This window comes from Bacillus sp. FAU20 (assembly GCF_056033865.1).
The window spans coordinates 41,682-60,605 of record NZ_JBVYHY010000004.1; the positions used below are offsets into that span (position 1 = coordinate 41,682).

The window sequence follows — 18,924 nt, forward strand, 5'->3', positions numbered from 1 at the left end:
GTAAGGCTGATCGCCTTAATTCATTTGAGAGGATTGATGTAAATGTTTAAGAGAAAGTTTAGTTACACACCGCGTACAAAGTTAGGTGAAAAGATTTCCGAAAAGCTAGACGGCAAGACGTACGCGCCATTTAGCGGCATAAAGTGGGACGTGTTCTACGTCGTATCGTTCGCGATCTTCGCATATATATCGGCGTTTGTGAAAGGTAGCGTGGTTTGGTTCGTACTCGATACGATCTTTCTAGTCGCTGCGTCTATTACATTAGGGATCAACATCAAAGGATTGGAGGAAAAGAAATAATGACAACACTATATAACTACGAAAATGTACTAGCGGAAGCACCTGCGAAAGAGGTATTTACGGTATTCGACTTCGAGACGACGGGACTCGATTACAATACGGAACAGGTCGTAGAAGTGGCCGCAATTCGTACGGATCTAAAGCAAGAACTAGGACGCCTACATATGTACGTAAAATTACACGAAGGTAAAAAGCTACCTGACTTCCTGATCGATAACACAGATCTACGTGAGCACATGCTAACAAATGGCGTACACGAATTACAAATGATGATCGTACTTAACGCGTTTATCGGTAATAGCACGTTAGTAGCGCACTACCTGCCGTTCGATTCTGCGTATCTATCGAAGTTCGGTATTAATCACGAACATTTCCTATGCACACGATCAATCGAGCGTTTCTTAAATCCGAATGAAAGCGCAAGTTTAGGTCCTACGGCAAAACGTCGCGGCGTTAAATTAGAGGGCGCACATAGAGCGATGAACGATATCGAAACTACGATCGGCGTACTGAAATCGCAACTACAGGAGATCGAAGAACGCAAGATCCCGCGCGCTCACATTTCGAATATAATTATCGATAGCGAAGAGCGTCCGAACAAATTCAGCCCTAAGTATGCGAAGGTAAAAACACCGAAGGAAATCGATCTAGTAGGTAAGCGTGTAAAGGTACGAGATAAAAACAATCGATTCCATAACGAAAAAGGGACGATCATCGAAGCGTACTTACAAAACGTAGTCAAAGAAAACAAAGGCATGAAGATCGAAGGTAACGAAGGTGAACGCATTCTAGTAATTCAGCTAGACGAAGGGATAGGACAGGTCGTATTAAACGATAAGTTCGTTAAGTACAACGGGGGTTACAAGGCATGAGAGAATACGCAATCAATCGAATTATAAGTGAACGAAACGTAGTTAAACGTACATTCGTTGTGGATAACTTCGGGCTACGTCCCGTTGCGCTGCATGACACGATCATCATTATCGAGATCGGAGCACCAAACTGTACGCAACAAATTACGAAACGATTTCCTACGAAACAATGGCAAGAAATTAAAGAACGCGGCTTCGTAACAGTCGGTTAATATAGATCGGAATAGGGCGGCATATGGTCGCTCTATTTATTTATTTATTTATTGTCGACATGACATAGGTATCGGTGAAATATAATAGACAAGAAAACAAAACAGCCAATCTACGGTCTTAACCTCGGATGTGACGACTAAGGAGCGGGATTAAAATATAAAATGATGATAAGTTTGTTATATCAATGGAAGTTACAAACGCATTTAACGAAAGAAGACATAAATTACTAGCCGAAGGCGAGATCGAGCCGAAGTATTACGCAATCTTCGATCTAGGTAAAATTTTCCTAGCGGGTGTAGTCGGAGCAAGTGACGAAGACAAGGCGGCAAGATTCTTCGATAACGTGATCGGCTGCGAGACGGAACTAGGAAAGAAGTATGGTTGTACTGCGGTAGAAATTACGGACGATAAAGCCGTAGAAATGATTGGATCAGGTGCAACATATTATGACGCATTCACATTCGAAAAGGTGGCAAAATAACATGATGAAATTTTACGGAATTAAAGACTTTAATATCAAGAAAGGTAGCGAGATCGTGGCGGTAATACAGACGAAGTCGCACGTAGATGCACGTTGGTTCTACGTTAATAAACTGAAAGACGGCGAAACGTTTATCGTAGATATCTCTTCGCATGAATTGGACGGAATGCAAGCGACGAAACTGCATAGCGGCGTAGAGTTTCATACGTTCGAAGGTGTAAACGAATATCTGAACATCGCATAGGGCGACATAGTGTCGCCCTTTTTTGTGCGCAAAAATAAACTTGACATATCGCCTAGTGTATGTGTCGGACTGCGTTTATGTACTTGTAAGGCACGAACGATCCATGACAACTATATAGGAGGCGATAAGGTGGAATTATTTACACCCGTAGACGTTTTAGGGACGGCGAAAAAGAAAGGCGCACCTAAGGCGAAGAAAGATATCTCAGAACTACCGAAGCGTGGCGGTGATAGCGAAGTCGCAAATCGATTCATCGAAATGCTCGATAAGTGGCACGGCCATAAAGAGGTTTGGGACGACGAGCTAGACGCACAGATCCATTATTGGGAATACGAAATTCGTACGACTAACAAGAAGCGCTTACCGTGGGGTAAGAAGGGCACGAAGTACTTTACGCCATCGAGTACGAATAGCGATAGCCGCGAATTGTACATGAAACATTCGGGCGCTGCTCGCGATCAACACACTGGGCGACCGCATCAGGGACGTTGGACTCGAATGGGTACGGCCTTCGGCGATATGGTCCAACGCGATCTATTATTCATCGAGAAACATTGGAAACGTGAATTCGGTGAAGATCCGCCGTTCGTTCCGTACTATGTCGAAGTCAACGGCAAGCGTTACCCTGCGTGGGAAAAATTTAGCCAAACGATCGAGCACGTAGAGCATAACGGACAAATTGTATCGATCTTAGGTCAATGTGACGGCATCTTAGTAGATACGAAAACAGGCGAACTAGTATTGCTCGAAGTTAAGTCGAAGCAAACGACGTCCGCGCAAACTGGATTCTACTCTATGAAGGAAGTCGGCGAGGATCATAAAATGCAATCGATCACGTACTCAATGCTATTCAAAAACATGCACATCAGCCGAGGTATCGTCCTGTACGGCAACCTATCGAAAAAGGCTTGGATCATGAGCGAAGAGGACTACGTAGCAAACCCCGATATCAGGGCTTTCGAAATCAAATTCGATCGTGAGACACAAACGCAAATTCTCGATAAGTTCAAGCATGTGCTAGATTGCGTAGAGAATAACAAGCCGCCGAAGTTCGATATTACAAAATTTACGTTCAACTCATATAAAGAGGCGACTGTATCTTCGCTAACGGCCGAAGAATACGCGGAAATAGGCGAGCAAGTCAAACGTATTTCAAGATCCCGTATGCCGCAATGGAAGAAAAATAGCGTGTTAGAGGCATGGCGCTATATCGAGGGAAATTGGAAAGGTGACGACGCGCAATGCGACGCCGATTTTTAGGACTCGATCTTTCTTTAGCGAGCGCGGGCGTGGCGATCATCGATCTAGAAGGCGGGAAGCTAGATCTTGTTCACAAATTCCGAATTAAAACGAATCCGAGGCAACGACACGGCCAACGACTACACGTAATCGCAACGGAATTAAAAAAGGCATCAATAGAATTCGCGCCATTCGATACGATTATTCGTGAAAAAGGGTTTAGTAGATTCGCACAAACTACGCAAGCACTATTTAAAGTCGTTGGGATCAGCGACCTTGTACTTCGCGATTATACGATCGAAGAAATTTCACCTACTACTATCAAACGCGTAATGACGGGCGACGGCAAGGCGGATAAGGATGAGGTAGAGAAGTCCGTACGTCGCTATCTAAATTTAAGCGATGATTTTATCTTTATATCTGACGATGAATCGGACGCCTGCGCGGTAGTTCTGACGCATCTAGTAGAGAAAAAGATCATCGAGAAGAGGGGTTTCTAATATGAACAAGGGGGAAAAGAATGTGATAGTATGCGACGGAATCGTAGGCGTTGGTAAGACGACGCTAGCGAAATTAATAGAGAAAGAACTAGGCATCAAACTATACGAAGAAATCGGAAGTCGGGACACTCTAAACCTGCTCGATCGTTTCTACGCAAAGAAAACGCGATGGGCGTTTACGACGCAAATCCACTTCCTTAATACGCGATTCGCACAAATTAAAGAGATCCATCGTACAGGCGGCGGCATCTTAGATCGCTCGATCTTCGGCGATCGTATCTTCGCGGAAATGTTAGCGGAAGATCTCGAAGACGGCGGCGAGGGCATGACGTGGGAAGAATTCCGCACATACGATACGCTACTAGATTCAATGCTAGAACATGCGCAAGCACCTACATTACTAATCTATCTAGATTGTGACGTAGATACGGCCATGAAACGAATTGCGAAGCGTAATCGCGGCCTTGAAAGTGAAGTAGAGCGCGGCTACTGGGATCGCCTTTACACAAAATATACGAAATGGTACGAGAAGTACGATATTTCACCGAAGATCAAAATTAATGTTGCCGAGCTAGAGTACGTCAATAACGAAGAAGACAAAAAGAAAGTCGTACAGATCGTTAAGGACGCACTAATTAAAATCGGGAGGTTGCCCGCATGAACTGCGAAGCTGTAGCCAGAGGTAAAGAGTGCGGAAAGCCTGCGGTATGTAGCGGCGTTGTTCTAACAATGAGCGGCGGCGTTACCGTACACGCCTGCGAAACGCATCATAAAAGAAGCGGATTTTTCGAAGACAAACAAATAGATAATCAGGAGGTAACAGAATGATTAGAGGGATCTTAGGCATTATCGGAATTCTAGCGATCGCGTTCTTATTATCAAAGGATCGCAAAAATATTAAATTACAGACGGTAGGCGTTGGGCTGGCAATGTTGATCGGCTTCGCTGCGTTCGTTATGAAATCGGACATCGGGATCGCTGCGTTAGAAGGCGCTAGTAACGGCGTTCAACACTTCATGGATTATTCGAAGGGTGGTATCGAATTCGTATTCGGTGATCTAGCGACAGGGAACTTCGTATTCTTCTTCCATGCGTTAATGGTTATCGTGTTTATTAGTTCGCTAGTATCGTTACTATACTACTTCGGGATCATGCAACGAATCGTTAACTTCTTCGGCACAATCATTTCGAAATTAATGGGTGTATCAAAGCTAGAGGGCGTTAATGCGATCGGCTGCGTAGCATTAGGCGCATCAGAAGCGCCGATCTTAATTAAGCCGTATCTTACGAAGCTAAACAAAACTGAGTTATTCACGATCATGACGTCGGCGCTAGCGTCGGTGGCGGGTTCTATCCTAGTCGGATACGCTGCGCTAGGCATTCCGTTAAACTACTTACTTACGGCTGCGGTTATGGCGATTCCTGCGGCATTACTAATCGCGAAGATTATTATGCCAACTACGGAAGAGTCGCAAATCAAAGACGTAAATCTAGTTAAAGATGAAGAATCTGCGAACATGTTCGACGCAATGGCGAAGGGTGCGCAAGAGGGTATTCAAATCGTAGTTTCCGTAGCTGCTATGTTAATGGCGTTTATCGCAATCGTAGCATTCGCTAACGGTATTCTAGGCGGAATCGGTTCGCTATTCGGCATTGAAGGATTAACGATCGAGTTAATTCTAGGTTACTTATTCGCGCCGTTGGCGTGGCTTATCGGCGTGCCTAGTGGCGAAATTATGCAAGCCGCATCATTCATCGGCCAAAAGACGGTACTTAATGAATTCGTAGCATTCGGGCATTTAGTTGACGTCACAATGTCACCGAAAGCGATGCTAGTAGTTACATTCGCATTGTGCGGGTTCGCTAACTTCTCAGTAATCGCGATCTTACTAGGGTCAATCGGAGCGTTAGCGCCTTCTATTCGTAAGGACGTAGCGCGACTGGGATTCCTAGCATTGATCGGCGGGCTGCTAGCGAATTTATTAAGCGCTGCGGTTGCGGGTATGATGTTCTAAAAAATAATGAGAGTTAAAAGACGAGGTCTTCGGATCTCGTCTTTTTTGTTGTTTAATGGCGTTTATGTATGTAGGAGGCGATAGTATGAAAAAGGATCTACAAATTAAACCCCGATACGTGTTGGTAATTTATGACACGCCCGAAGAGAGGGACGAGGCTAACAAGCTATACAACGAATACGACGAGGATCTAGTGTTCATTCGTAAAAACGTAAAGCTCGAAGCGATCAGCGTAGGACAATCGTTCCACGGCAAGCAATGGCGAGGGCAACGACCAACGAAAGTAATCGATTGTACGGTACGCCGACCTATCAAATTTGAATGGTGGTATCGAGGTGTGAAGCCATATCTCGTGAAAGATTGCAAATTCGATAAAGGAGAGCGATTCGATGTCTAAAGAAAAAACATTCGTAATCAAATTCACGGGCGATGTATCTGCGCGAAGACTAGAAGACGCGCTATATCATGGCCTAGAGCGCAACGAGGAAGCGTGGGAAAAGTTTAGTATTGAAGAGGTGGCCGAAGATGATTAAGCTAACACATGAGAAAACAGTCGGCGAGCTGATCTAAGTCTTATCGCAATGTAGATTCAGTACACCGATCAATACGTCTTGTAACGAATGTCGTCACGGTTGGTCTGGCGGATCAGTAAGTGTCGAAGATTTCACGGATCAGACATACGGCTATATAGATCTACACATAAACCAATTAGGCTATAAATCGAATTTAACGCGCGATAAGAAGGTATTTAAATGCTATAAAATGGCGCACCTACTAGGACATGATACTTCGGAAATGCCATGCTGCTTTTACGATATGTTAGACGGAAATTTACATGTCGCATATACGAGTTTATGGAAAGAGCTATACGAAAGGTCTACGAGAATATGAACGAAGCTATTCGCGATAATATTACGCAAAGACGTCATCAGATCTTAGTACATTCGTGCATTTACTATCAATACAATACAAATATCATAGACGATCACACCTACGATCGTTGGGCGATGGAGCTAGGGCGACTACATGCGGAATATCCTGCGGAAGCAAAGGCCGCTGATATGGCGAAAGAGTTCGAAGGATTCACGACGGAAACCGCATCGGGATTCGACCTGCCGTACCACGATCCGCGAACGGTAAGTACGGCGGCATGGCTGATCGATTATCATAAAAAGCAAATAAAAAATAGGCGCTCAAATTAATGAGTCGCCTTTTCTTTTTGTCGTAGATTGTGAATGCTATCGCTTTCCGTGTATTCCGTATTCTGTATCGGTACTGTAACCATAATATCAGTGATGTTACAACCCAGTACGCTGCATATACGCACAAGATGTGTAACGTTTAGTAGTAACGCTCTATTCTCACAAATGTCATTTACAGTCGGCTGATTTAATCCGCTTAGTTCGGCTAGAGATCGTTGTGATAAACCTATCTTTTCTAGATATTCACGTAATACGAATCGTATGCCTGTACCTGTATTTGTTCGATGTAGTGGCTCGAAATCCTTGTATTTAGCTTTTTCCCAACGCGGATCGTCTTTCGTGGCGTTGTGGAAATTCACATACTTTAAGTTGTTCATCTATATAACCCCCGATAATATCGATATCCTATTAATGTGCACTCATTTTATCACATTTATTCGCATTGTTGCAACGTTTAAAAATTATTATTGACATACATGCGATATCGTTATATGGTTAGCTCAACAAATTAATAATATGTAGTTATCACAATGGAACAGTTGAATTTATTTGAAATCCCAATAAATACTGTAATAGGAGCGCGATTAGAGGTAAATGTGGACATCTTATCACTAATAATTGAAAAGTTAGGGATATCGTAAAGATCATTAGAAGAGATCGAAGCGATCGATTAATTTTTAAATATTACTCAAGTTGCGTAATATTTAAAAATAAGTCTATATGGGGGTTTTGTTATGGTAAAACTTACAACTACATTAGAGATCAACGTATTAGTAGAAATGGCGGCACATGCTCGACTAGTTGCGTCGCAATCCGATAATATGGATCTAGTGATCGCATCAGGTGAATTGGTTAAATCGATCGAGGCAATGATTGATAAGACTTCGTATACGTCTGCGGAATTTCATCAAATGTCTATCGATAGGTATAAGAAATTAGTAGAAGAACAAACGAAGGACGCCGAATAGGGCGTCTTTTTAGTGCTCAATTACTTGATTAGTTACGCAAGTTGTGTAATGATGTTCGTGGATAATTAAATTTGGAGGTTATTATATATGAATTTACAACAAACCGTACGATCGTCTATCACGGTAATCTTTAGGCTGGCCGCTCTAGTTACTGCGGTTCTCTTCGGCATATTCGCACTAATGAGCTTTTTGTCGACTGATTACGCGGAAGACGGTATTTTTAACGGAATAGTATTTCTAGTATCAGGCGGACTAACTGCCGCAGTGTTTATGTTCATGGCGGTAGTAATCGAATTAAAAGAGGCTACATTAATAGAGCTACGACAACTTAACGAAAAAGAATAGAACGACGACGAAGGACGCCTATGGGCGTCTTTTTTTGCGTTTATGTACTTGTAAGCAAAACGGAAGGAGGGCGATATATGAGTTCGAAATTATACGCAAAACTGGGAACAATGGCGGCGGGGAAGTCGCTAGAACTTCTAAAGACTGCGGACACCTACGAAAGATCGGGACGTCGTGTATTGATATTTACACCAAATATCGATAACAGGTACGGCAAAGATCGCGTCGTAAGTCGTACAGGACTAGGGCACGAAGCTACGTCGGTACATATCGACGACGCCGAACAAATCTATCGATCAGCGGTATTCGAACGGCCTGACGTAATTCTAATAGATGAATGTCAGTTCTTTACGAAGCGAGTTATCGAAACGTTAGCGGTCGCGATCGTTGACGGCCTTAACATTCCTGTAATCTGCTACGGACTAAAAACGAACTTCAAAGGCGAGTTATTCGAAGGATCTGCGGAACTATTCGCACTAGCGGACGACATTTCCGAAATTAAGGGATTGTGTCAATGCTGCGACCGCAAAGCTACGATGAACTTACGTTTTGTAGACGGGAATCCCGCAAAAGAGGGAGACGAAGTACTGATCGGCGACGAAGAATATCGAAGCGTTTGCCGCAAACATTTCTATAACTGGGAGGAATTTTAATGCAACCACAAACAAACGAAAGGCCAAAAGCGAAGCCGATTCCCTGCGAATTGAGAGTCGCACCAACAAACCCGAAAGGCTTTCACCTGATCGAACTTAAAACAGGTCGTGAGAAGGTTGTAGCATTCGGCAATATCTTTCCGCTCAAAGGATCAAAGAACTTCTTAAATGGTTTGAAAAAAGAGCTAAACATTACGATCGACAATCAGGTCGAGTATTTCCGCGGCGTGCGTAAGGCAATTAAAGAAGGATTGATGTCGTAATGAGGAAAATCAAATTTCTGTTACTGATATTCGGTTTTATGCTGCTATTCGTCGGCATGACGGTATCTATCGATAAGATGCGATCGTCTGACGCGAAGATCGAAGCACTCGAAAATGATCTAGCACGCGAAAAAGTTGCGCACAATAAGGCGAAGGGTGATCGCAAAAAGCTAGAAGACGAGACATTCGATCTATACAAGCGCATTAACAATCTAGAAAATGATCTAGGCCAAGCCCAATGGGATCTAGCGGTCGAAAAAGAGAATCACGAAAAGACGAAACTCGAAGATCGCACCAAATCGGAAACGATCGAACACCTGACGAGCGAGGTCGAACGCTTAAAAAAGTTACGAGCGTCCACCGTTAATAAGTCGAAGAAGGTAGAGCTACCGAAGGAAGTTCCGAAAGAAAAGGATCAATCCGAAGAGGTGAAGCCGTCCGAAAATAAGAATGGTGGGCGCAAAATAGATATGAGAGTTACGGCGTACGGCGCTGATTGCAACGGCTGCGAAGGAAAGACGGCAAGCGGAACGGACTACACACAAGGTCGTACGCTCGCATGTCCACCGCAATATAAGTTCGGTACAAAGATCGAAATTCCCGATCTAGACGGTACTTATGTGTGCGAGGATCGCGGCGGCGCAATACAGGGCAATACGTTTGATATGTTTCGCGGATCTAGCGAAGCGGCGACGTCTTCGTTCGGTGTGAAATATGTAACGGGATATCTACGAGAGTGAGGGCTATACGCCTTCGCTCTTTTTTATTTGCCTAAATGCCGATATGACGCTGCTGCTGCGTTTATGTACTTGTAAGGCAAAACAACGAAAAGAGGCGAAGAAATGAAAAAGATGATGGTAGATAGATTATTTGTATGGCTGGGTGCGGGTATGTTTGCGTTAGGCATTCGATACGGCATTAATCAGATCGTGGAAGGTGGTAAGGAATCATGAAAAACACAGTACTAATCGGCATCGCGGGCAAGATGCGAACGGGAAAAGATACGATCGCCCGATTAATGGCGAAGGATCGTCGCGGAGGTTTCCAACGTGGTGCATATGCGGACGAGCTGAAAAAGCAGGTGGATCGCAAGTACGGAAAGCAAGAAGGTGGAAAGCGTCGTGCATTGTTGCAACACGAAGGGCAAGAAGAGCGCAAACATGATGCATTAGTTTGGATCAAACGACTACAACCGAAGATTGACTTCTTACGATCAACAGGCCATAACGTGGTTATCACGGACGTACGACAACAAAATGAAATCGATTCGTTGCGAGAACAGGGCACATATATCATTCGTGTAAACGTAGACGACGAGATCAGAAAGCAACGTATTATCGATGCGGGCGACGAGTTCAAAGAAGAAGACTTCTATCATGAAACGGAAACGGCGATCGATAAATTCGAGGTAGATTACGAGATTTACAATAACGACGGCTTAATTCAGCTCGTACAACAACTAGACGCAATCTTGATCGATATTGATAGAAAAGAAAAGCGCCGTATTGCTGCCGATAAGTCATGGCGCGAATTTATGAAGAAGATCAATCAGGATATGAAGACTATTTCACGTAGGGAGGCTATGCGATATGGGCGTATCTAACTTCGATAAACAAGCGGCAACGAAACGATTAGAAGTACGTTTCGAGCTTTGCACGGTAGCGGGCGTCGAGGCGTTACTAGAACAACAACATAACATACGATCTGCTGCGGAATCACGAGGCGATACGGCTGCAATCGATCTACTGGCGGATCTAGAAAACGCAATCTATCAGGCGGAATTAACGGACTTACAAGCACGCTGCATGGATCTTCGATTCGGTAGAGATCTATCAAACATAGAAACTGCGCAAATTATGGGCGTCGATAAGTCTACGACAAGCCGTAATACAAAAGCTGCATTAAAAAAGATCGCCGATGTATATACGGCGTGGGATTACTAGGAGGGCTACATATGGAAAAGCAAATTACTAACATCGAAGAATATAAACTCAATTTCACGAGAATGTTTGTCGGCGACTTTAAAACGGTCTTCGTCGAAGAGGCTCGCAAACTAGTTGATCTAATGCTACCGATTCATGATCGTATGGCTGCGGTGGAATTCTTAACGGATCAATACATTAAACAGGTCGGAAAACCGCCTGCGGACGTACGACTACGCAACGATAAAAATAAAATGATCGGCGTACTTGAATATCTAGCGGATCATATTCTATACGAATCGCTAGAGGGCGATACACGCGTCGATAAAATGACTTTAGAAGAGTACCCAGTAATGACGGACAATCAGGCGAAAAACCGCATCATCAGTCGTGGAGAAATTACGGTAGATGTACAACGCGCATGTAGAACGGTTGGTGCTGACGATATGAACTATCGCAAACCTACACGACGTATTCTGCGCCCGTACGAAGAGGATAGCGTAAATAAGCGTAAAGACGCAAAGTTAGCGAGCGAGAACGAGGCGTACCGCAAGGCGACGCAATCTAGCAAGATCACACGATCAAAGGTAGCTGCGTAATGACACTAGGACAGTTACTCGCGTATTTCAGAAGAAAGCCGCACGTACGAAAAGTTCTTAAAGCTAACTATCTTGATCTAACGAAAGCCGAATACGCTAACTTATGCGACTGGGAAAACATTCGTGTAAATAGTAACCCGATCGATGAAGATTATCGACTCGATGACGGTGTTAATATAGTCGAAGTATATAGTAATACCCAACCATTTAAATTGTGGGTAGAAGTCAGTAATAAGCAAGTAGTTAGAGCCTCTTTAATGTAGGTTCTAACTTTTTATTGACATCTTCAAGATATCGTATTACTTATTTAATTAAGCAACATGCGAAATAACAAAAGGAGAGCGGTCACTATGAAGAAAGAGCAAGTAAAACAAAGTGTTGGCGCGCTATTACAGGAAAACGACGAGCTTTTAGTATCTGAGATCACAACGAAACTAAATACGCGTTATCACGGCGGTTATGCGCAATATACAAACGAGTATGTACTGGATCTATTGAAAGAGATTCAAGTAGAGAATGACATACACGGCGGCTCAATCGAATTGACCGCACCGATGCAAGAAGCTGCGGCACAACCTGACGTTATCTTCGTTCCGATGCCGTACGACTTATTCTACAAATTGAAACCGTGGAAACGATATACGCCTAGAGCGATCAAAAGACGTGCGGTTCGTAAAATATTCTATTAAATCGAAAGTGGTCGATCATATGTTAAAGAAAATCACGAAATTGACAACTGCTGCAATCATTGTCCTAACGATCGGAGGTTGCGCAAATACGGACGTATATGACGGCAATTTTACGAAAGAACAATATACAGTATCCGCATTAAATCATACAGATTCCGAAGTCTGGGCGGAAAACGAAAACGGCGACGTAGTGTTATATGAAGACGACATCTTCGAGGTCGTTCGTACATTAGAGGTAGGCGATAAGATCGAAGTTACATTCTGCGACGGACACGACGAAATTACTAACGTGAGATTAATCGAAGGAGGTAACGTAAAATGATCGAAAAGTACATGAAATTGCTAGAGCGTGTATATGATCTATTTGAAAATCGTAAATGTACCGCTGCATGGTTCGATGATATTGCGAATCACATACATAATGAATTATGGAAGATCGAGACAAGGGACGCCGCGTAGGGCGTCTTTTTTGCGTTTATGTACATGTAAGCACAAACGATAAGGAGGCGGATATATGAGTAAAATCTATATCGCGGTAAGCAAAGAGACAGGGCAATTATTGACGGGCGCAAAAGGACAAGCGGCATTTTTAAATCGTAGTTTCTTAGGTCGTTCGATGGGACAAACGAGCAATCGGAAAGGCACGTACGACGTAATCGAACTAGATTCGCAAGAATTGATCCGAACGGCGCTTAATGAACAAGAATTTAAGATCGTAGTAAAACATACAGAAGGCGGAATGTGTAGCGGATCACATGTAGAAATAGAAATGCCGAAAGGGATCTGCGACATTAGTATCGGCGATCTACACGAATGTCCCGAAGACGCAAATCTAGAGCGTGATCTAGACTTCGTTTTAGATATTCCCGACATGATGGAAGCTGCGTATAAAGCTGGCTTACGTGGTGATAAATTCGTCGTAACCTATGAAGAAGAAGGCGAATAAGAATAATGCCAAATGTAAAGAAACGACTGATACGAGGATATGCGGTATTGGCCACAATGGCCGCGATCCTTATGTATGTATTAATTACACAATAAAAGGGACGCCGAATAGGGCGTCTTTTTAATAGGAGGGCGTTATATATGTTCAAAACAGGCGACAAGGCAATATTAAAGATCTCATTCGAAATGGTAGAGCGCGGCGGTGACTATACATTCGACGATCACGAAGATGTAGAACGACACGTACGCGGCGATATGGTCGAGATCCTGCGAGTGATCGATAATAAGACGGACAAGCGCAAGCGCGATAAACTGGCGGTTATTTATAACCCGAAAACATTCGCATCGACTACGGTAGCAATTAACCACCTAGAGCAGATCAAAGGCGAAATCAATATAAATGTACCTGTAAAGATAGAAGTAGATGCGAAGAAAATCGAAAAAGGTACGTTAGGATCGTGCGATATGAAGGCGACTGGCGTAAGGACTTATTTAAAGATACATCGATACACGTTGGCGGAATGCTGCGACCAAATAACAAAATAACATTCTAAGAGGTGGGCGAAAATGGGGAAATTACAAACGAAAAAATCGAAAGTCGAATATATACTGCGAAAATATCCTGCTACGAGGATCAACGATAGACTACTTATTCTTATGTACTGGAAGCACTTCGATAACATTACGACGATCGACGATTGCGCTACGGCGACGCCTTCGGAAACGATCACGAGATTAAAGCGTAAGATCAACGAAGAAGGGCGATACGTGGTATCGGATCAGGAACGTAAGGAGATCTTAAAAGCTGAATTCGAAAAGGCTGCGGAATTTAAAGAGAAACTACGAAATAACGAATACGACGACGGCATGATCGCAATACAACCGCCTAGCGTACGAAAAAGTGTGTTCGTAAAACACCTAAAAAGCGATATGAGAGCGATCGCGGATCTACAATATGTAGGCGGTGTATATGTATTCTATGATAAGTTCAGCAATCCGTTATATGTCGGCATATCAAACGACTTATTAAAACGGACAGGACAACATATAAATCATGCGAGTTCTAACGAACGATTACGTGAGTTAATCGCAAATGGTACGGCACATCGTATCGACTATATGTACGTTAACAAGATTAGTCATAGAGAGATTTACGAGACATACTTAATTAAGGCGTTGCGCCCTTTCTGTAACTTCGGAAAGACTGGGCTGCGCCGTAATGGTAACGAAGACATACAAAGCGAATACATGACTTATTATAGGAGCGCTTAACGGCGCTCTTTTTCTTTTTGACCTGCTGCGGCTGCGTTTATGTACATGTAAGCAAAAATACAATTGAAATGAGGCGTTATATATGGGATTAGACGTACAGGTAAAACAATTTATACCTACGGTTGACGACATCGTATCGATTAAATGGCGTGGGGATTCGAAGTCGAGCGGTTATATACTATCGGATCAGTCGAGTATCGGCGAAGCACGTACGTTCAAACTACTGAATTTAACAGGCGAATCAATCGCATTCGAGGTATTTCCGAAAGATAAATATAAACTATCGTTAACACCGATCGGAGGCGCTAAATAATGAAAGTAAAAGTAAATAGTAAAGAGAGAACGAGAACTATACGAGGCGGTAACATTGTATCGCTGCGACATACGGGATCAATACGATCTAGCTACTATATCGTATGTAACGATAACTACTTAATTAATATGGGAACTGGTAGTTTCCGCTATAGAAACGACAAACCTGCGTCGTTAGTCGAGATATACGATCGTGACGATTACGAGTTAAACCTAGTAGAGAAGGGCGGTAACTAATAATGATTAAAGGACAACCGAAAATCGGCGATAGGGTAGTAATTAGATGGAGCGCCCCCCTGCTTATAGAGTGAGAGGGCGCAATGATTTAGATATCTGCAAGATTGTAACGGACGGTAAGCGACTATACATCGAAGGACATAGCGCATATACGGGCGTAAGTATGGACTCATTCAAACGTAAGCATTGTAGAACAGTGGGCGCATTATTTACGGCACTAGGGCAATACGTACACATGGGCGTCATTAAGTCGTTTCATGTGAGACGGAAGGCGTAAATATAAATAAAAAAAGGCGGGAATCTCTTGACAGATCGCCGCCTTTTATGATTCGTGCTATTATTCGCCTTGTTTTTATGTCTTGCGTTCCCTCTTTACCATATCGGTAATTACCGCTGCGGCTACTGATAGGGCGAAGATTACGCCGAATGATGATACGTATAGGTTTCCGAACGCTTTCGCTGCGCACATAAAGACGAATGCGAATACAATTAGGAACGTTACATTTCGATTCTTTTTCATAGTATATTCGTGAATATTTCGTGTTATAATTAAGTAATAGATAGAGCGTGCTGTCACACGCCCTACGCTATTTTACTTTCTTGAGAATCGACTAGCGATTTTGAATCTACGCTTTTTCTTACTATCTTTGTTTATGTACTCAAATTCCCATTTGATTGCGATAAACGGTAGTAAGTATTTAGCGATATCAAATCCGTATATCGATATGAAGTGTAACACGATATCCACTTCGTAACCTCCTTTCGAAAGTATTGTACTCTCTCAAGCACATATTCATTATAACGTTGATATGACGAACATTTCAATAATATTTTTAAATTGCAAGAAACGGCGTGATTGATACTATTATTATAAGCCGATTTAATCATATTTATTCGCTATATATATACGTATAAGTGTGTGGTATATGTTCGATAAACAATCGACAAATGTACGATATCACCGCCGTTTCATTTGTGCTTACATTATATTAACGTATGTACGTACAATAGAAGACATGCTTTATATGTAATTTTTCGATAAATGTATCGCTAAATATAACGACAAATGTAGCGTTAATTAATACATAACTACTTCGATCGAATGGCGATAGATACACGTCAATGTAAACTATTTAAATGTGCGGTAGATATACGTTACCAACACGCATAATGTACGTTAAATAGAGCGGTATATATAGTCGATTTCTGTACGTTTATAGCGCTATATACAGGGCGGTATATAACAAGGCGTATATAGGTCGGTAGTAATAGGTGGTATGTGTACGTACGTTTACGTATAATAGATATCTCATACGAATAATAATGTACGTTGTGTGTACTGCATATGTCGATAGTGCATACAGTTATATAGTGATAGGTGTACGGTGCACTACGGTACGACATGATATAGTATGGCGGTATATGTGCGCATAGATATATTAGTAGTGTGTGCGTTGTGTTATCGAATGTTTATCGAAAAGTATTTGCGATTGAATTCATCAACAAACTTCGCTGAGAAAGAAGAACTTCAAAACTCAGGGGGTTGAAAAGAAGATTCGAAAGTTTTATTCATTCTTTTATGCATTCGATTGAAAATTCTTGCGTTAAAAGAATGGCATTAAATCAACGTTTCTTTTTGTGCATAAAAATTTTATCGAATTAAATTGATTGTGAAAGTCTTTCGAATGCTTTTAAATCAACGTTTAAAAGAGAAGTTTGAAAGTAACAAAATGTCATTCTGTCACATTCGTTATGCGTCGAAATGAATACGGCATTCACCAACGGGCAAACCCAAATCGAAAATTTCCGAATCCCCCCAAGCCCACGGCTGACCACCCCGCAGCAATGGTTCTCAAAAAGCGCGCACCATTTTTAACTCAGGGCGTTGATCCTAGCGCAGCACCTTCCGATCTCATACACACAACCTACTTCAATATAATTTGCGAAATCCTATCGAATCCCAACGATCCCGACGGCTTCCTACCGAAAATCCTCTTTTTATGATCCTATCGACTTCCTAACGATCAAATACGCATATCTATCGTTTATAATTACGCAACTAGCTAAATTAGCGATATTAACTACATTTCGAGACCTATCGTATTCCTATTGCATAAAACGTCATACAAGCGAATATGAGGCATTTAAGAGATATATCGTATTTTCTAGCGCATTCTTTTCTATCGTAATTAACGCATAATCTATCGGCCATTATCTTTTATTACTTAATATACGCAGTCTAGTCGGCCTTTCTTGCATCATTTATGTACTTGCTGCGTAATCCCTGAGAGTAATTTATTACGATCAGATATATTTATATACTAGCTATCGTTTATTAATAGTTCTAGTTAGTGTGACGTCTAGCCATGTTACACCAACGTCACATGGATTATTATTTAAATAATACAATATACATAAAAGCCCGAGATTGCTGCGTAAATAGAATAGTTTACACGATGTATACAATTAATTCGTAGCTAGTCGTACCTATATTATGAAGAGATAAACGCAAATAAAGCGCCGCCCGTCGTGGGTAGCGCTTTTTCTATTACAACGATAGTGAAACCGTGTTATACACTTCGTCGATTGTATCTTGCGTGATTCCAATATAATGTAGCGTAATTTTTTCGCTCGAATGATTGAAAATGCGTTGCAATGTCGCAATATCGACGCCGCCTTTATATGCGTGGTAACCGAATGTTTTACGTAGTGTATGCGTACCGATCTCGCTTAATCCTGCGCGATCCGCAGCATCGTTAAGAATTCGATAAGCCTGTACGCGTCCGATCGGCTTCGATCCCTTGCGTGAAGGAAACAGGTATTCTTCGCTATATTCCTTAATTCCTGCATCTTTGATCTCTTTTTTAACTGCGTCGCTGATCGTCAATTTGCGGCGTTTTTTCGTTTTGGCCTCGATCAATTCGATATGAGACTTAAAACGGCCTCTAGGCGTATAAATGTCCGACGCTTTTAACGAAAGCAGATCCGAGATTCGCAGACCTAAATTAATTCCTAAAACGAAAAGCAATTTATTACGACCGTGTAGGGCGCGTTTCATTTTGTTGATATTGCGTTTATTTCTGATTGGTTGTACTTCTTTCATATTTGTTGACCTCCTGAATGTATCGTGTTCCGTGTTTTTGTTACATTCATTATTTCATGATATCGCGAGGGTTTCAACGGATTTTTAAATAAAATTAAGGGGGTTTTATAATGGCAAGTAAAAAAGAACTAGAATCAAGGTTAAATCTAAAGCAGCGCGAAGCCGCTTTTATGTTAGTCGAAAACGAGTTAGCGATGGACGAAGATCGCAAGACGCAGGAGGAAATTGCGAACGAACTAGGGATTACTCGCATGTGCCTGTACAAATGGCGCACGAAAAACAAAGCATTCATCGACTATAAGAACATTATCGCGGACGAGTTTCTAGCCGAAATGAGACCGTTCGTATATAAACAGTTAATGCGTACGATCGGCGGCGCACAACCATCGATCAAAGGTATCGACTTATACTTCCGACGTCATGCGTTACTTACTGATAAGAAAGTTATCGAAGACAATACGACGGACGGCGCTCGCAGCAACGCGGATCTAGCGAAAGAATTAGAGGAAATCAAAGCTATGACGCAGAGCGCGAAAGAAGGCGATCTATA

At 42.4% G+C, this 18,924-nt stretch carries 34 protein-coding genes; 30 read left to right on the forward strand and 4 right to left on the reverse strand.

Features of this window, described 5'->3' with window-relative positions; genetic code table 11:
* The first annotated feature begins 215 nt into the window (after positions 1-215).
* The 12 genes from AC0OM3_RS07500 (at position 216) to AC0OM3_RS07555 (ending at position 7,066) form a co-directional block, all read left to right on the forward strand.
* Positions 216-1,172: a 3'-5' exonuclease gene (locus tag AC0OM3_RS07500; RefSeq protein WP_474211248.1), complete on the forward strand. Its 957-nt coding sequence runs from the start codon at positions 216-218 to the stop codon at positions 1,170-1,172.
* Positions 1,169-1,384, forward strand: a complete 216-nt coding sequence (locus AC0OM3_RS07505) for a hypothetical protein (protein ID WP_061655105.1) — start codon at positions 1,169-1,171, stop codon at positions 1,382-1,384. The genes AC0OM3_RS07500 and AC0OM3_RS07505 overlap by 4 nt, the downstream gene beginning before the upstream one ends.
* A 185-nt stretch (positions 1,385-1,569) precedes the next feature.
* On the forward strand, positions 1,570-1,866 hold the full coding sequence (locus tag AC0OM3_RS07510; protein WP_474211249.1) for a hypothetical protein: 297 nt from the start codon (positions 1,570-1,572) through the stop codon (positions 1,864-1,866).
* 55 nt (positions 1,867-1,921) lie between these two features.
* Positions 1,922-2,110 (forward strand): hypothetical protein, encoded by a 189-nt coding sequence (locus AC0OM3_RS07515; protein ID WP_142340690.1) that lies wholly within the window; start codon positions 1,922-1,924, stop codon positions 2,108-2,110.
* A gap of 129 nt (positions 2,111-2,239) precedes the next feature.
* On the forward strand, positions 2,240-3,370 hold the full coding sequence (locus AC0OM3_RS07520) for a hypothetical protein (protein WP_061655108.1): 1,131 nt from the start codon (positions 2,240-2,242) through the stop codon (positions 3,368-3,370).
* Positions 3,352-3,849: a crossover junction endodeoxyribonuclease RuvC gene (locus AC0OM3_RS07525; RefSeq protein WP_474211253.1), complete on the forward strand. Its 498-nt coding sequence runs from the start codon at positions 3,352-3,354 to the stop codon at positions 3,847-3,849. The genes AC0OM3_RS07520 and AC0OM3_RS07525 overlap by 19 nt, the downstream gene beginning before the upstream one ends.
* A 1-nt stretch (position 3,850) precedes the next feature.
* A complete protein-coding gene (locus tag AC0OM3_RS07530) occupies positions 3,851-4,510 on the forward strand; it encodes a deoxynucleoside kinase (RefSeq protein WP_098605638.1) in 660 nt (219 codons plus the stop codon).
* Positions 4,507-4,677 carry a hypothetical protein gene (locus AC0OM3_RS07535; RefSeq protein WP_474211256.1) on the forward strand — a complete coding sequence of 57 codons (171 nt, stop codon included), beginning with the start codon at positions 4,507-4,509 and terminating at the stop codon, positions 4,675-4,677. The genes AC0OM3_RS07530 and AC0OM3_RS07535 overlap by 4 nt, the downstream gene beginning before the upstream one ends.
* Positions 4,674-5,864 (forward strand): NupC/NupG family nucleoside CNT transporter, encoded by a 1,191-nt coding sequence (locus tag AC0OM3_RS07540; RefSeq protein WP_061655111.1) that lies wholly within the window; start codon positions 4,674-4,676, stop codon positions 5,862-5,864. The genes AC0OM3_RS07535 and AC0OM3_RS07540 overlap by 4 nt, the downstream gene beginning before the upstream one ends.
* 85 nt (positions 5,865-5,949) lie before the next feature.
* Positions 5,950-6,261 carry a hypothetical protein gene (locus tag AC0OM3_RS07545; RefSeq protein WP_474211258.1) on the forward strand — a complete coding sequence of 104 codons (312 nt, stop codon included), beginning with the start codon at positions 5,950-5,952 and terminating at the stop codon, positions 6,259-6,261.
* Positions 6,254-6,397, forward strand: coding sequence for a hypothetical protein (locus AC0OM3_RS07550; RefSeq protein ID WP_172793962.1), 144 nt, complete (start codon positions 6,254-6,256; stop codon positions 6,395-6,397). The genes AC0OM3_RS07545 and AC0OM3_RS07550 overlap by 8 nt, the downstream gene beginning before the upstream one ends.
* A gap of 354 nt (positions 6,398-6,751) precedes the next feature.
* Entirely contained in the window at positions 6,752-7,066 is a 315-nt protein-coding gene (locus AC0OM3_RS07555) for a DNA ligase LigA-related protein (RefSeq protein WP_061655132.1), read from the forward strand.
* Here the strand turns inward: AC0OM3_RS07555 and AC0OM3_RS07560 are convergent.
* Positions 7,063-7,443: a helix-turn-helix domain-containing protein gene (locus AC0OM3_RS07560; protein WP_061655113.1), complete on the reverse strand. Its 381-nt coding sequence runs from the start codon at positions 7,441-7,443 to the stop codon at positions 7,063-7,065. The genes AC0OM3_RS07555 and AC0OM3_RS07560 overlap by 4 nt on opposite strands.
* Before the next feature lie 357 nt (positions 7,444-7,800).
* On the opposite strand from AC0OM3_RS07560, the gene AC0OM3_RS07565 reads away from it, so the two are divergent.
* From AC0OM3_RS07565 to AC0OM3_RS07645, 17 genes are all read left to right on the forward strand, one after another.
* Positions 7,801-8,034, forward strand: coding sequence for a hypothetical protein (locus AC0OM3_RS07565; protein WP_061655114.1), 234 nt, complete (start codon positions 7,801-7,803; stop codon positions 8,032-8,034).
* An 87-nt stretch (positions 8,035-8,121) separates the two neighbouring features.
* Positions 8,122-8,379, forward strand: coding sequence for a hypothetical protein (locus tag AC0OM3_RS07570; RefSeq protein ID WP_098877696.1), 258 nt, complete (start codon positions 8,122-8,124; stop codon positions 8,377-8,379).
* A 77-nt stretch (positions 8,380-8,456) separates the two neighbouring features.
* On the forward strand, positions 8,457-9,032 hold the full coding sequence (locus tag AC0OM3_RS07575; protein ID WP_061655116.1) for a thymidine kinase: 576 nt from the start codon (positions 8,457-8,459) through the stop codon (positions 9,030-9,032).
* Positions 9,032-9,295 carry a hypothetical protein gene (locus tag AC0OM3_RS07580; RefSeq protein ID WP_098605635.1) on the forward strand — a complete coding sequence of 88 codons (264 nt, stop codon included), beginning with the start codon at positions 9,032-9,034 and terminating at the stop codon, positions 9,293-9,295. Before AC0OM3_RS07575 ends, AC0OM3_RS07580 begins: the two co-directional genes overlap by 1 nt.
* On the forward strand, positions 9,295-10,035 hold the full coding sequence (locus tag AC0OM3_RS07585; protein WP_474211264.1) for a 3D domain-containing protein: 741 nt from the start codon (positions 9,295-9,297) through the stop codon (positions 10,033-10,035). The genes AC0OM3_RS07580 and AC0OM3_RS07585 overlap by 1 nt, the downstream gene beginning before the upstream one ends.
* A 209-nt stretch (positions 10,036-10,244) precedes the next feature.
* The gene (locus tag AC0OM3_RS07590) at positions 10,245-10,898 is read left to right on the forward strand and encodes a deoxynucleotide monophosphate kinase family protein (protein WP_061655119.1); all 654 of its coding nucleotides are present in this window, start codon (positions 10,245-10,247) and stop codon (positions 10,896-10,898) included.
* The gene (locus AC0OM3_RS07595; RefSeq protein ID WP_098605633.1) at positions 10,885-11,238 is read left to right on the forward strand and encodes a sigma factor-like helix-turn-helix DNA-binding protein; all 354 of its coding nucleotides are present in this window, start codon (positions 10,885-10,887) and stop codon (positions 11,236-11,238) included. Before AC0OM3_RS07590 ends, AC0OM3_RS07595 begins: the two co-directional genes overlap by 14 nt.
* An 11-nt stretch (positions 11,239-11,249) precedes the next feature.
* On the forward strand, positions 11,250-11,816 hold the full coding sequence (locus AC0OM3_RS07600; RefSeq protein ID WP_098605632.1) for a hypothetical protein: 567 nt from the start codon (positions 11,250-11,252) through the stop codon (positions 11,814-11,816).
* Positions 11,816-12,079 (forward strand): hypothetical protein, encoded by a 264-nt coding sequence (locus AC0OM3_RS07605; protein ID WP_098605631.1) that lies wholly within the window; start codon positions 11,816-11,818, stop codon positions 12,077-12,079. The genes AC0OM3_RS07600 and AC0OM3_RS07605 overlap by 1 nt, the downstream gene beginning before the upstream one ends.
* Positions 12,080-12,166: 87 nt before the next feature.
* Complete coding sequence (locus AC0OM3_RS07610) at positions 12,167-12,505, forward strand: hypothetical protein (RefSeq protein WP_098605630.1); 339 nt, start codon at positions 12,167-12,169, stop codon at positions 12,503-12,505.
* A gap of 19 nt (positions 12,506-12,524) precedes the next feature.
* Positions 12,525-12,827 (forward strand): hypothetical protein, encoded by a 303-nt coding sequence (locus AC0OM3_RS07615; RefSeq protein WP_061655124.1) that lies wholly within the window; start codon positions 12,525-12,527, stop codon positions 12,825-12,827.
* Entirely contained in the window at positions 12,824-12,964 is a 141-nt protein-coding gene (locus AC0OM3_RS07620; protein WP_154695881.1) for a hypothetical protein, read from the forward strand. The genes AC0OM3_RS07615 and AC0OM3_RS07620 overlap by 4 nt, the downstream gene beginning before the upstream one ends.
* A 55-nt stretch (positions 12,965-13,019) precedes the next feature.
* Positions 13,020-13,451 carry a hypothetical protein gene (locus AC0OM3_RS07625; protein WP_474211270.1) on the forward strand — a complete coding sequence of 144 codons (432 nt, stop codon included), beginning with the start codon at positions 13,020-13,022 and terminating at the stop codon, positions 13,449-13,451.
* Positions 13,452-13,591: 140 nt separating this feature from the next.
* The gene (locus tag AC0OM3_RS07630; protein WP_474211271.1) at positions 13,592-13,996 is read left to right on the forward strand and encodes a hypothetical protein; all 405 of its coding nucleotides are present in this window, start codon (positions 13,592-13,594) and stop codon (positions 13,994-13,996) included.
* Positions 13,997-14,017: 21 nt separating this feature from the next.
* Positions 14,018-14,722, forward strand: a complete 705-nt coding sequence (locus AC0OM3_RS07635; protein WP_061655127.1) for a nucleotide excision repair endonuclease — start codon at positions 14,018-14,020, stop codon at positions 14,720-14,722.
* 82 nt (positions 14,723-14,804) lie between these two features.
* Positions 14,805-15,035 carry a hypothetical protein gene (locus AC0OM3_RS07640; protein WP_474211273.1) on the forward strand — a complete coding sequence of 77 codons (231 nt, stop codon included), beginning with the start codon at positions 14,805-14,807 and terminating at the stop codon, positions 15,033-15,035.
* The gene (locus AC0OM3_RS07645; RefSeq protein WP_098605624.1) at positions 15,035-15,271 is read left to right on the forward strand and encodes a hypothetical protein; all 237 of its coding nucleotides are present in this window, start codon (positions 15,035-15,037) and stop codon (positions 15,269-15,271) included. Before AC0OM3_RS07640 ends, AC0OM3_RS07645 begins: the two co-directional genes overlap by 1 nt.
* Positions 15,272-15,623: 352 nt before the next feature.
* Here AC0OM3_RS07645 and AC0OM3_RS07650 read toward each other — a convergent pair whose 3' ends face one another.
* The 3 genes from AC0OM3_RS07650 to AC0OM3_RS07660 all read right to left on the reverse strand — a co-directional run bounded on the left by AC0OM3_RS07650 (position 15,624) and on the right by AC0OM3_RS07660 (position 18,374).
* Entirely contained in the window at positions 15,624-15,791 is a 168-nt protein-coding gene (locus AC0OM3_RS07650; RefSeq protein WP_474211275.1) for a hypothetical protein, read from the reverse strand.
* 72 nt (positions 15,792-15,863) lie between these two features.
* Positions 15,864-16,019, reverse strand: coding sequence for a hypothetical protein (locus AC0OM3_RS07655; protein ID WP_474211277.1), 156 nt, complete (start codon positions 16,017-16,019; stop codon positions 15,864-15,866).
* Positions 16,020-17,819: 1,800 nt separating this feature from the next.
* The gene (locus AC0OM3_RS07660; protein WP_474211280.1) at positions 17,820-18,374 is read right to left on the reverse strand and encodes a tyrosine-type recombinase/integrase; all 555 of its coding nucleotides are present in this window, start codon (positions 18,372-18,374) and stop codon (positions 17,820-17,822) included.
* Positions 18,375-18,484: 110 nt separating this feature from the next.
* Here AC0OM3_RS07660 and AC0OM3_RS07665 point away from each other — a divergent pair.
* Positions 18,485-18,924 (forward strand): phBC6A51 family helix-turn-helix protein (locus AC0OM3_RS07665; protein ID WP_061655960.1); only part of this gene is annotated, 440 nt, incomplete at its 3' end.

Bases quoted from the DNA above. Each gene is read 5' to 3' on its own strand.
- AC0OM3_RS07505 (WP_061655105.1), top strand. From the start codon at position 1,169: ATGAGAGAATACGCAATCAATCGAATTATAAGTGAACGAAACGTAGTT.
- AC0OM3_RS07510 (WP_474211249.1), top strand. From the start codon at position 1,570: ATGGAAGTTACAAACGCATTTAACGAAAGAAGACATAAATTACTAGCC.
- AC0OM3_RS07525 (WP_474211253.1), top strand. From the start codon at position 3,352: ATGCGACGCCGATTTTTAGGACTCGATCTTTCTTTAGCGAGCGCGGGC.
- AC0OM3_RS07530 (WP_098605638.1), top strand. From the start codon at position 3,851: ATGAACAAGGGGGAAAAGAATGTGATAGTATGCGACGGAATCGTAGGC.
- AC0OM3_RS07535 (WP_474211256.1), top strand. From the start codon at position 4,507: ATGAACTGCGAAGCTGTAGCCAGAGGTAAAGAGTGCGGAAAGCCTGCG.
- AC0OM3_RS07540 (WP_061655111.1), top strand. From the start codon at position 4,674: ATGATTAGAGGGATCTTAGGCATTATCGGAATTCTAGCGATCGCGTTC.
- AC0OM3_RS07545 (WP_474211258.1), top strand. From the start codon at position 5,950: ATGAAAAAGGATCTACAAATTAAACCCCGATACGTGTTGGTAATTTAT.
- AC0OM3_RS07550 (WP_172793962.1), top strand. From the start codon at position 6,254: ATGTCTAAAGAAAAAACATTCGTAATCAAATTCACGGGCGATGTATCT.
- AC0OM3_RS07555 (WP_061655132.1), top strand. From the start codon at position 6,752: ATGAACGAAGCTATTCGCGATAATATTACGCAAAGACGTCATCAGATC.
- AC0OM3_RS07560 (WP_061655113.1), bottom strand. From the start codon at position 7,443: ATGAACAACTTAAAGTATGTGAATTTCCACAACGCCACGAAAGACGAT.
- AC0OM3_RS07565 (WP_061655114.1), top strand. From the start codon at position 7,801: ATGGTAAAACTTACAACTACATTAGAGATCAACGTATTAGTAGAAATG.
- AC0OM3_RS07570 (WP_098877696.1), top strand. From the start codon at position 8,122: ATGAATTTACAACAAACCGTACGATCGTCTATCACGGTAATCTTTAGG.
- AC0OM3_RS07575 (WP_061655116.1), top strand. From the start codon at position 8,457: ATGAGTTCGAAATTATACGCAAAACTGGGAACAATGGCGGCGGGGAAG.
- AC0OM3_RS07580 (WP_098605635.1), top strand. From the start codon at position 9,032: ATGCAACCACAAACAAACGAAAGGCCAAAAGCGAAGCCGATTCCCTGC.
- AC0OM3_RS07585 (WP_474211264.1), top strand. From the start codon at position 9,295: ATGAGGAAAATCAAATTTCTGTTACTGATATTCGGTTTTATGCTGCTA.
- AC0OM3_RS07590 (WP_061655119.1), top strand. From the start codon at position 10,245: ATGAAAAACACAGTACTAATCGGCATCGCGGGCAAGATGCGAACGGGA.
- AC0OM3_RS07595 (WP_098605633.1), top strand. From the start codon at position 10,885: ATGGGCGTATCTAACTTCGATAAACAAGCGGCAACGAAACGATTAGAA.
- AC0OM3_RS07600 (WP_098605632.1), top strand. From the start codon at position 11,250: ATGGAAAAGCAAATTACTAACATCGAAGAATATAAACTCAATTTCACG.
- AC0OM3_RS07605 (WP_098605631.1), top strand. From the start codon at position 11,816: ATGACACTAGGACAGTTACTCGCGTATTTCAGAAGAAAGCCGCACGTA.
- AC0OM3_RS07610 (WP_098605630.1), top strand. From the start codon at position 12,167: ATGAAGAAAGAGCAAGTAAAACAAAGTGTTGGCGCGCTATTACAGGAA.
- AC0OM3_RS07615 (WP_061655124.1), top strand. From the start codon at position 12,525: ATGTTAAAGAAAATCACGAAATTGACAACTGCTGCAATCATTGTCCTA.
- AC0OM3_RS07620 (WP_154695881.1), top strand. From the start codon at position 12,824: ATGATCGAAAAGTACATGAAATTGCTAGAGCGTGTATATGATCTATTT.
- AC0OM3_RS07625 (WP_474211270.1), top strand. From the start codon at position 13,020: ATGAGTAAAATCTATATCGCGGTAAGCAAAGAGACAGGGCAATTATTG.
- AC0OM3_RS07630 (WP_474211271.1), top strand. From the start codon at position 13,592: ATGTTCAAAACAGGCGACAAGGCAATATTAAAGATCTCATTCGAAATG.
- AC0OM3_RS07635 (WP_061655127.1), top strand. From the start codon at position 14,018: ATGGGGAAATTACAAACGAAAAAATCGAAAGTCGAATATATACTGCGA.
- AC0OM3_RS07640 (WP_474211273.1), top strand. From the start codon at position 14,805: ATGGGATTAGACGTACAGGTAAAACAATTTATACCTACGGTTGACGAC.
- AC0OM3_RS07645 (WP_098605624.1), top strand. From the start codon at position 15,035: ATGAAAGTAAAAGTAAATAGTAAAGAGAGAACGAGAACTATACGAGGC.
- AC0OM3_RS07650 (WP_474211275.1), bottom strand. From the start codon at position 15,791: ATGAAAAAGAATCGAAATGTAACGTTCCTAATTGTATTCGCATTCGTC.
- AC0OM3_RS07660 (WP_474211280.1), bottom strand. From the start codon at position 18,374: ATGAAAGAAGTACAACCAATCAGAAATAAACGCAATATCAACAAAATG.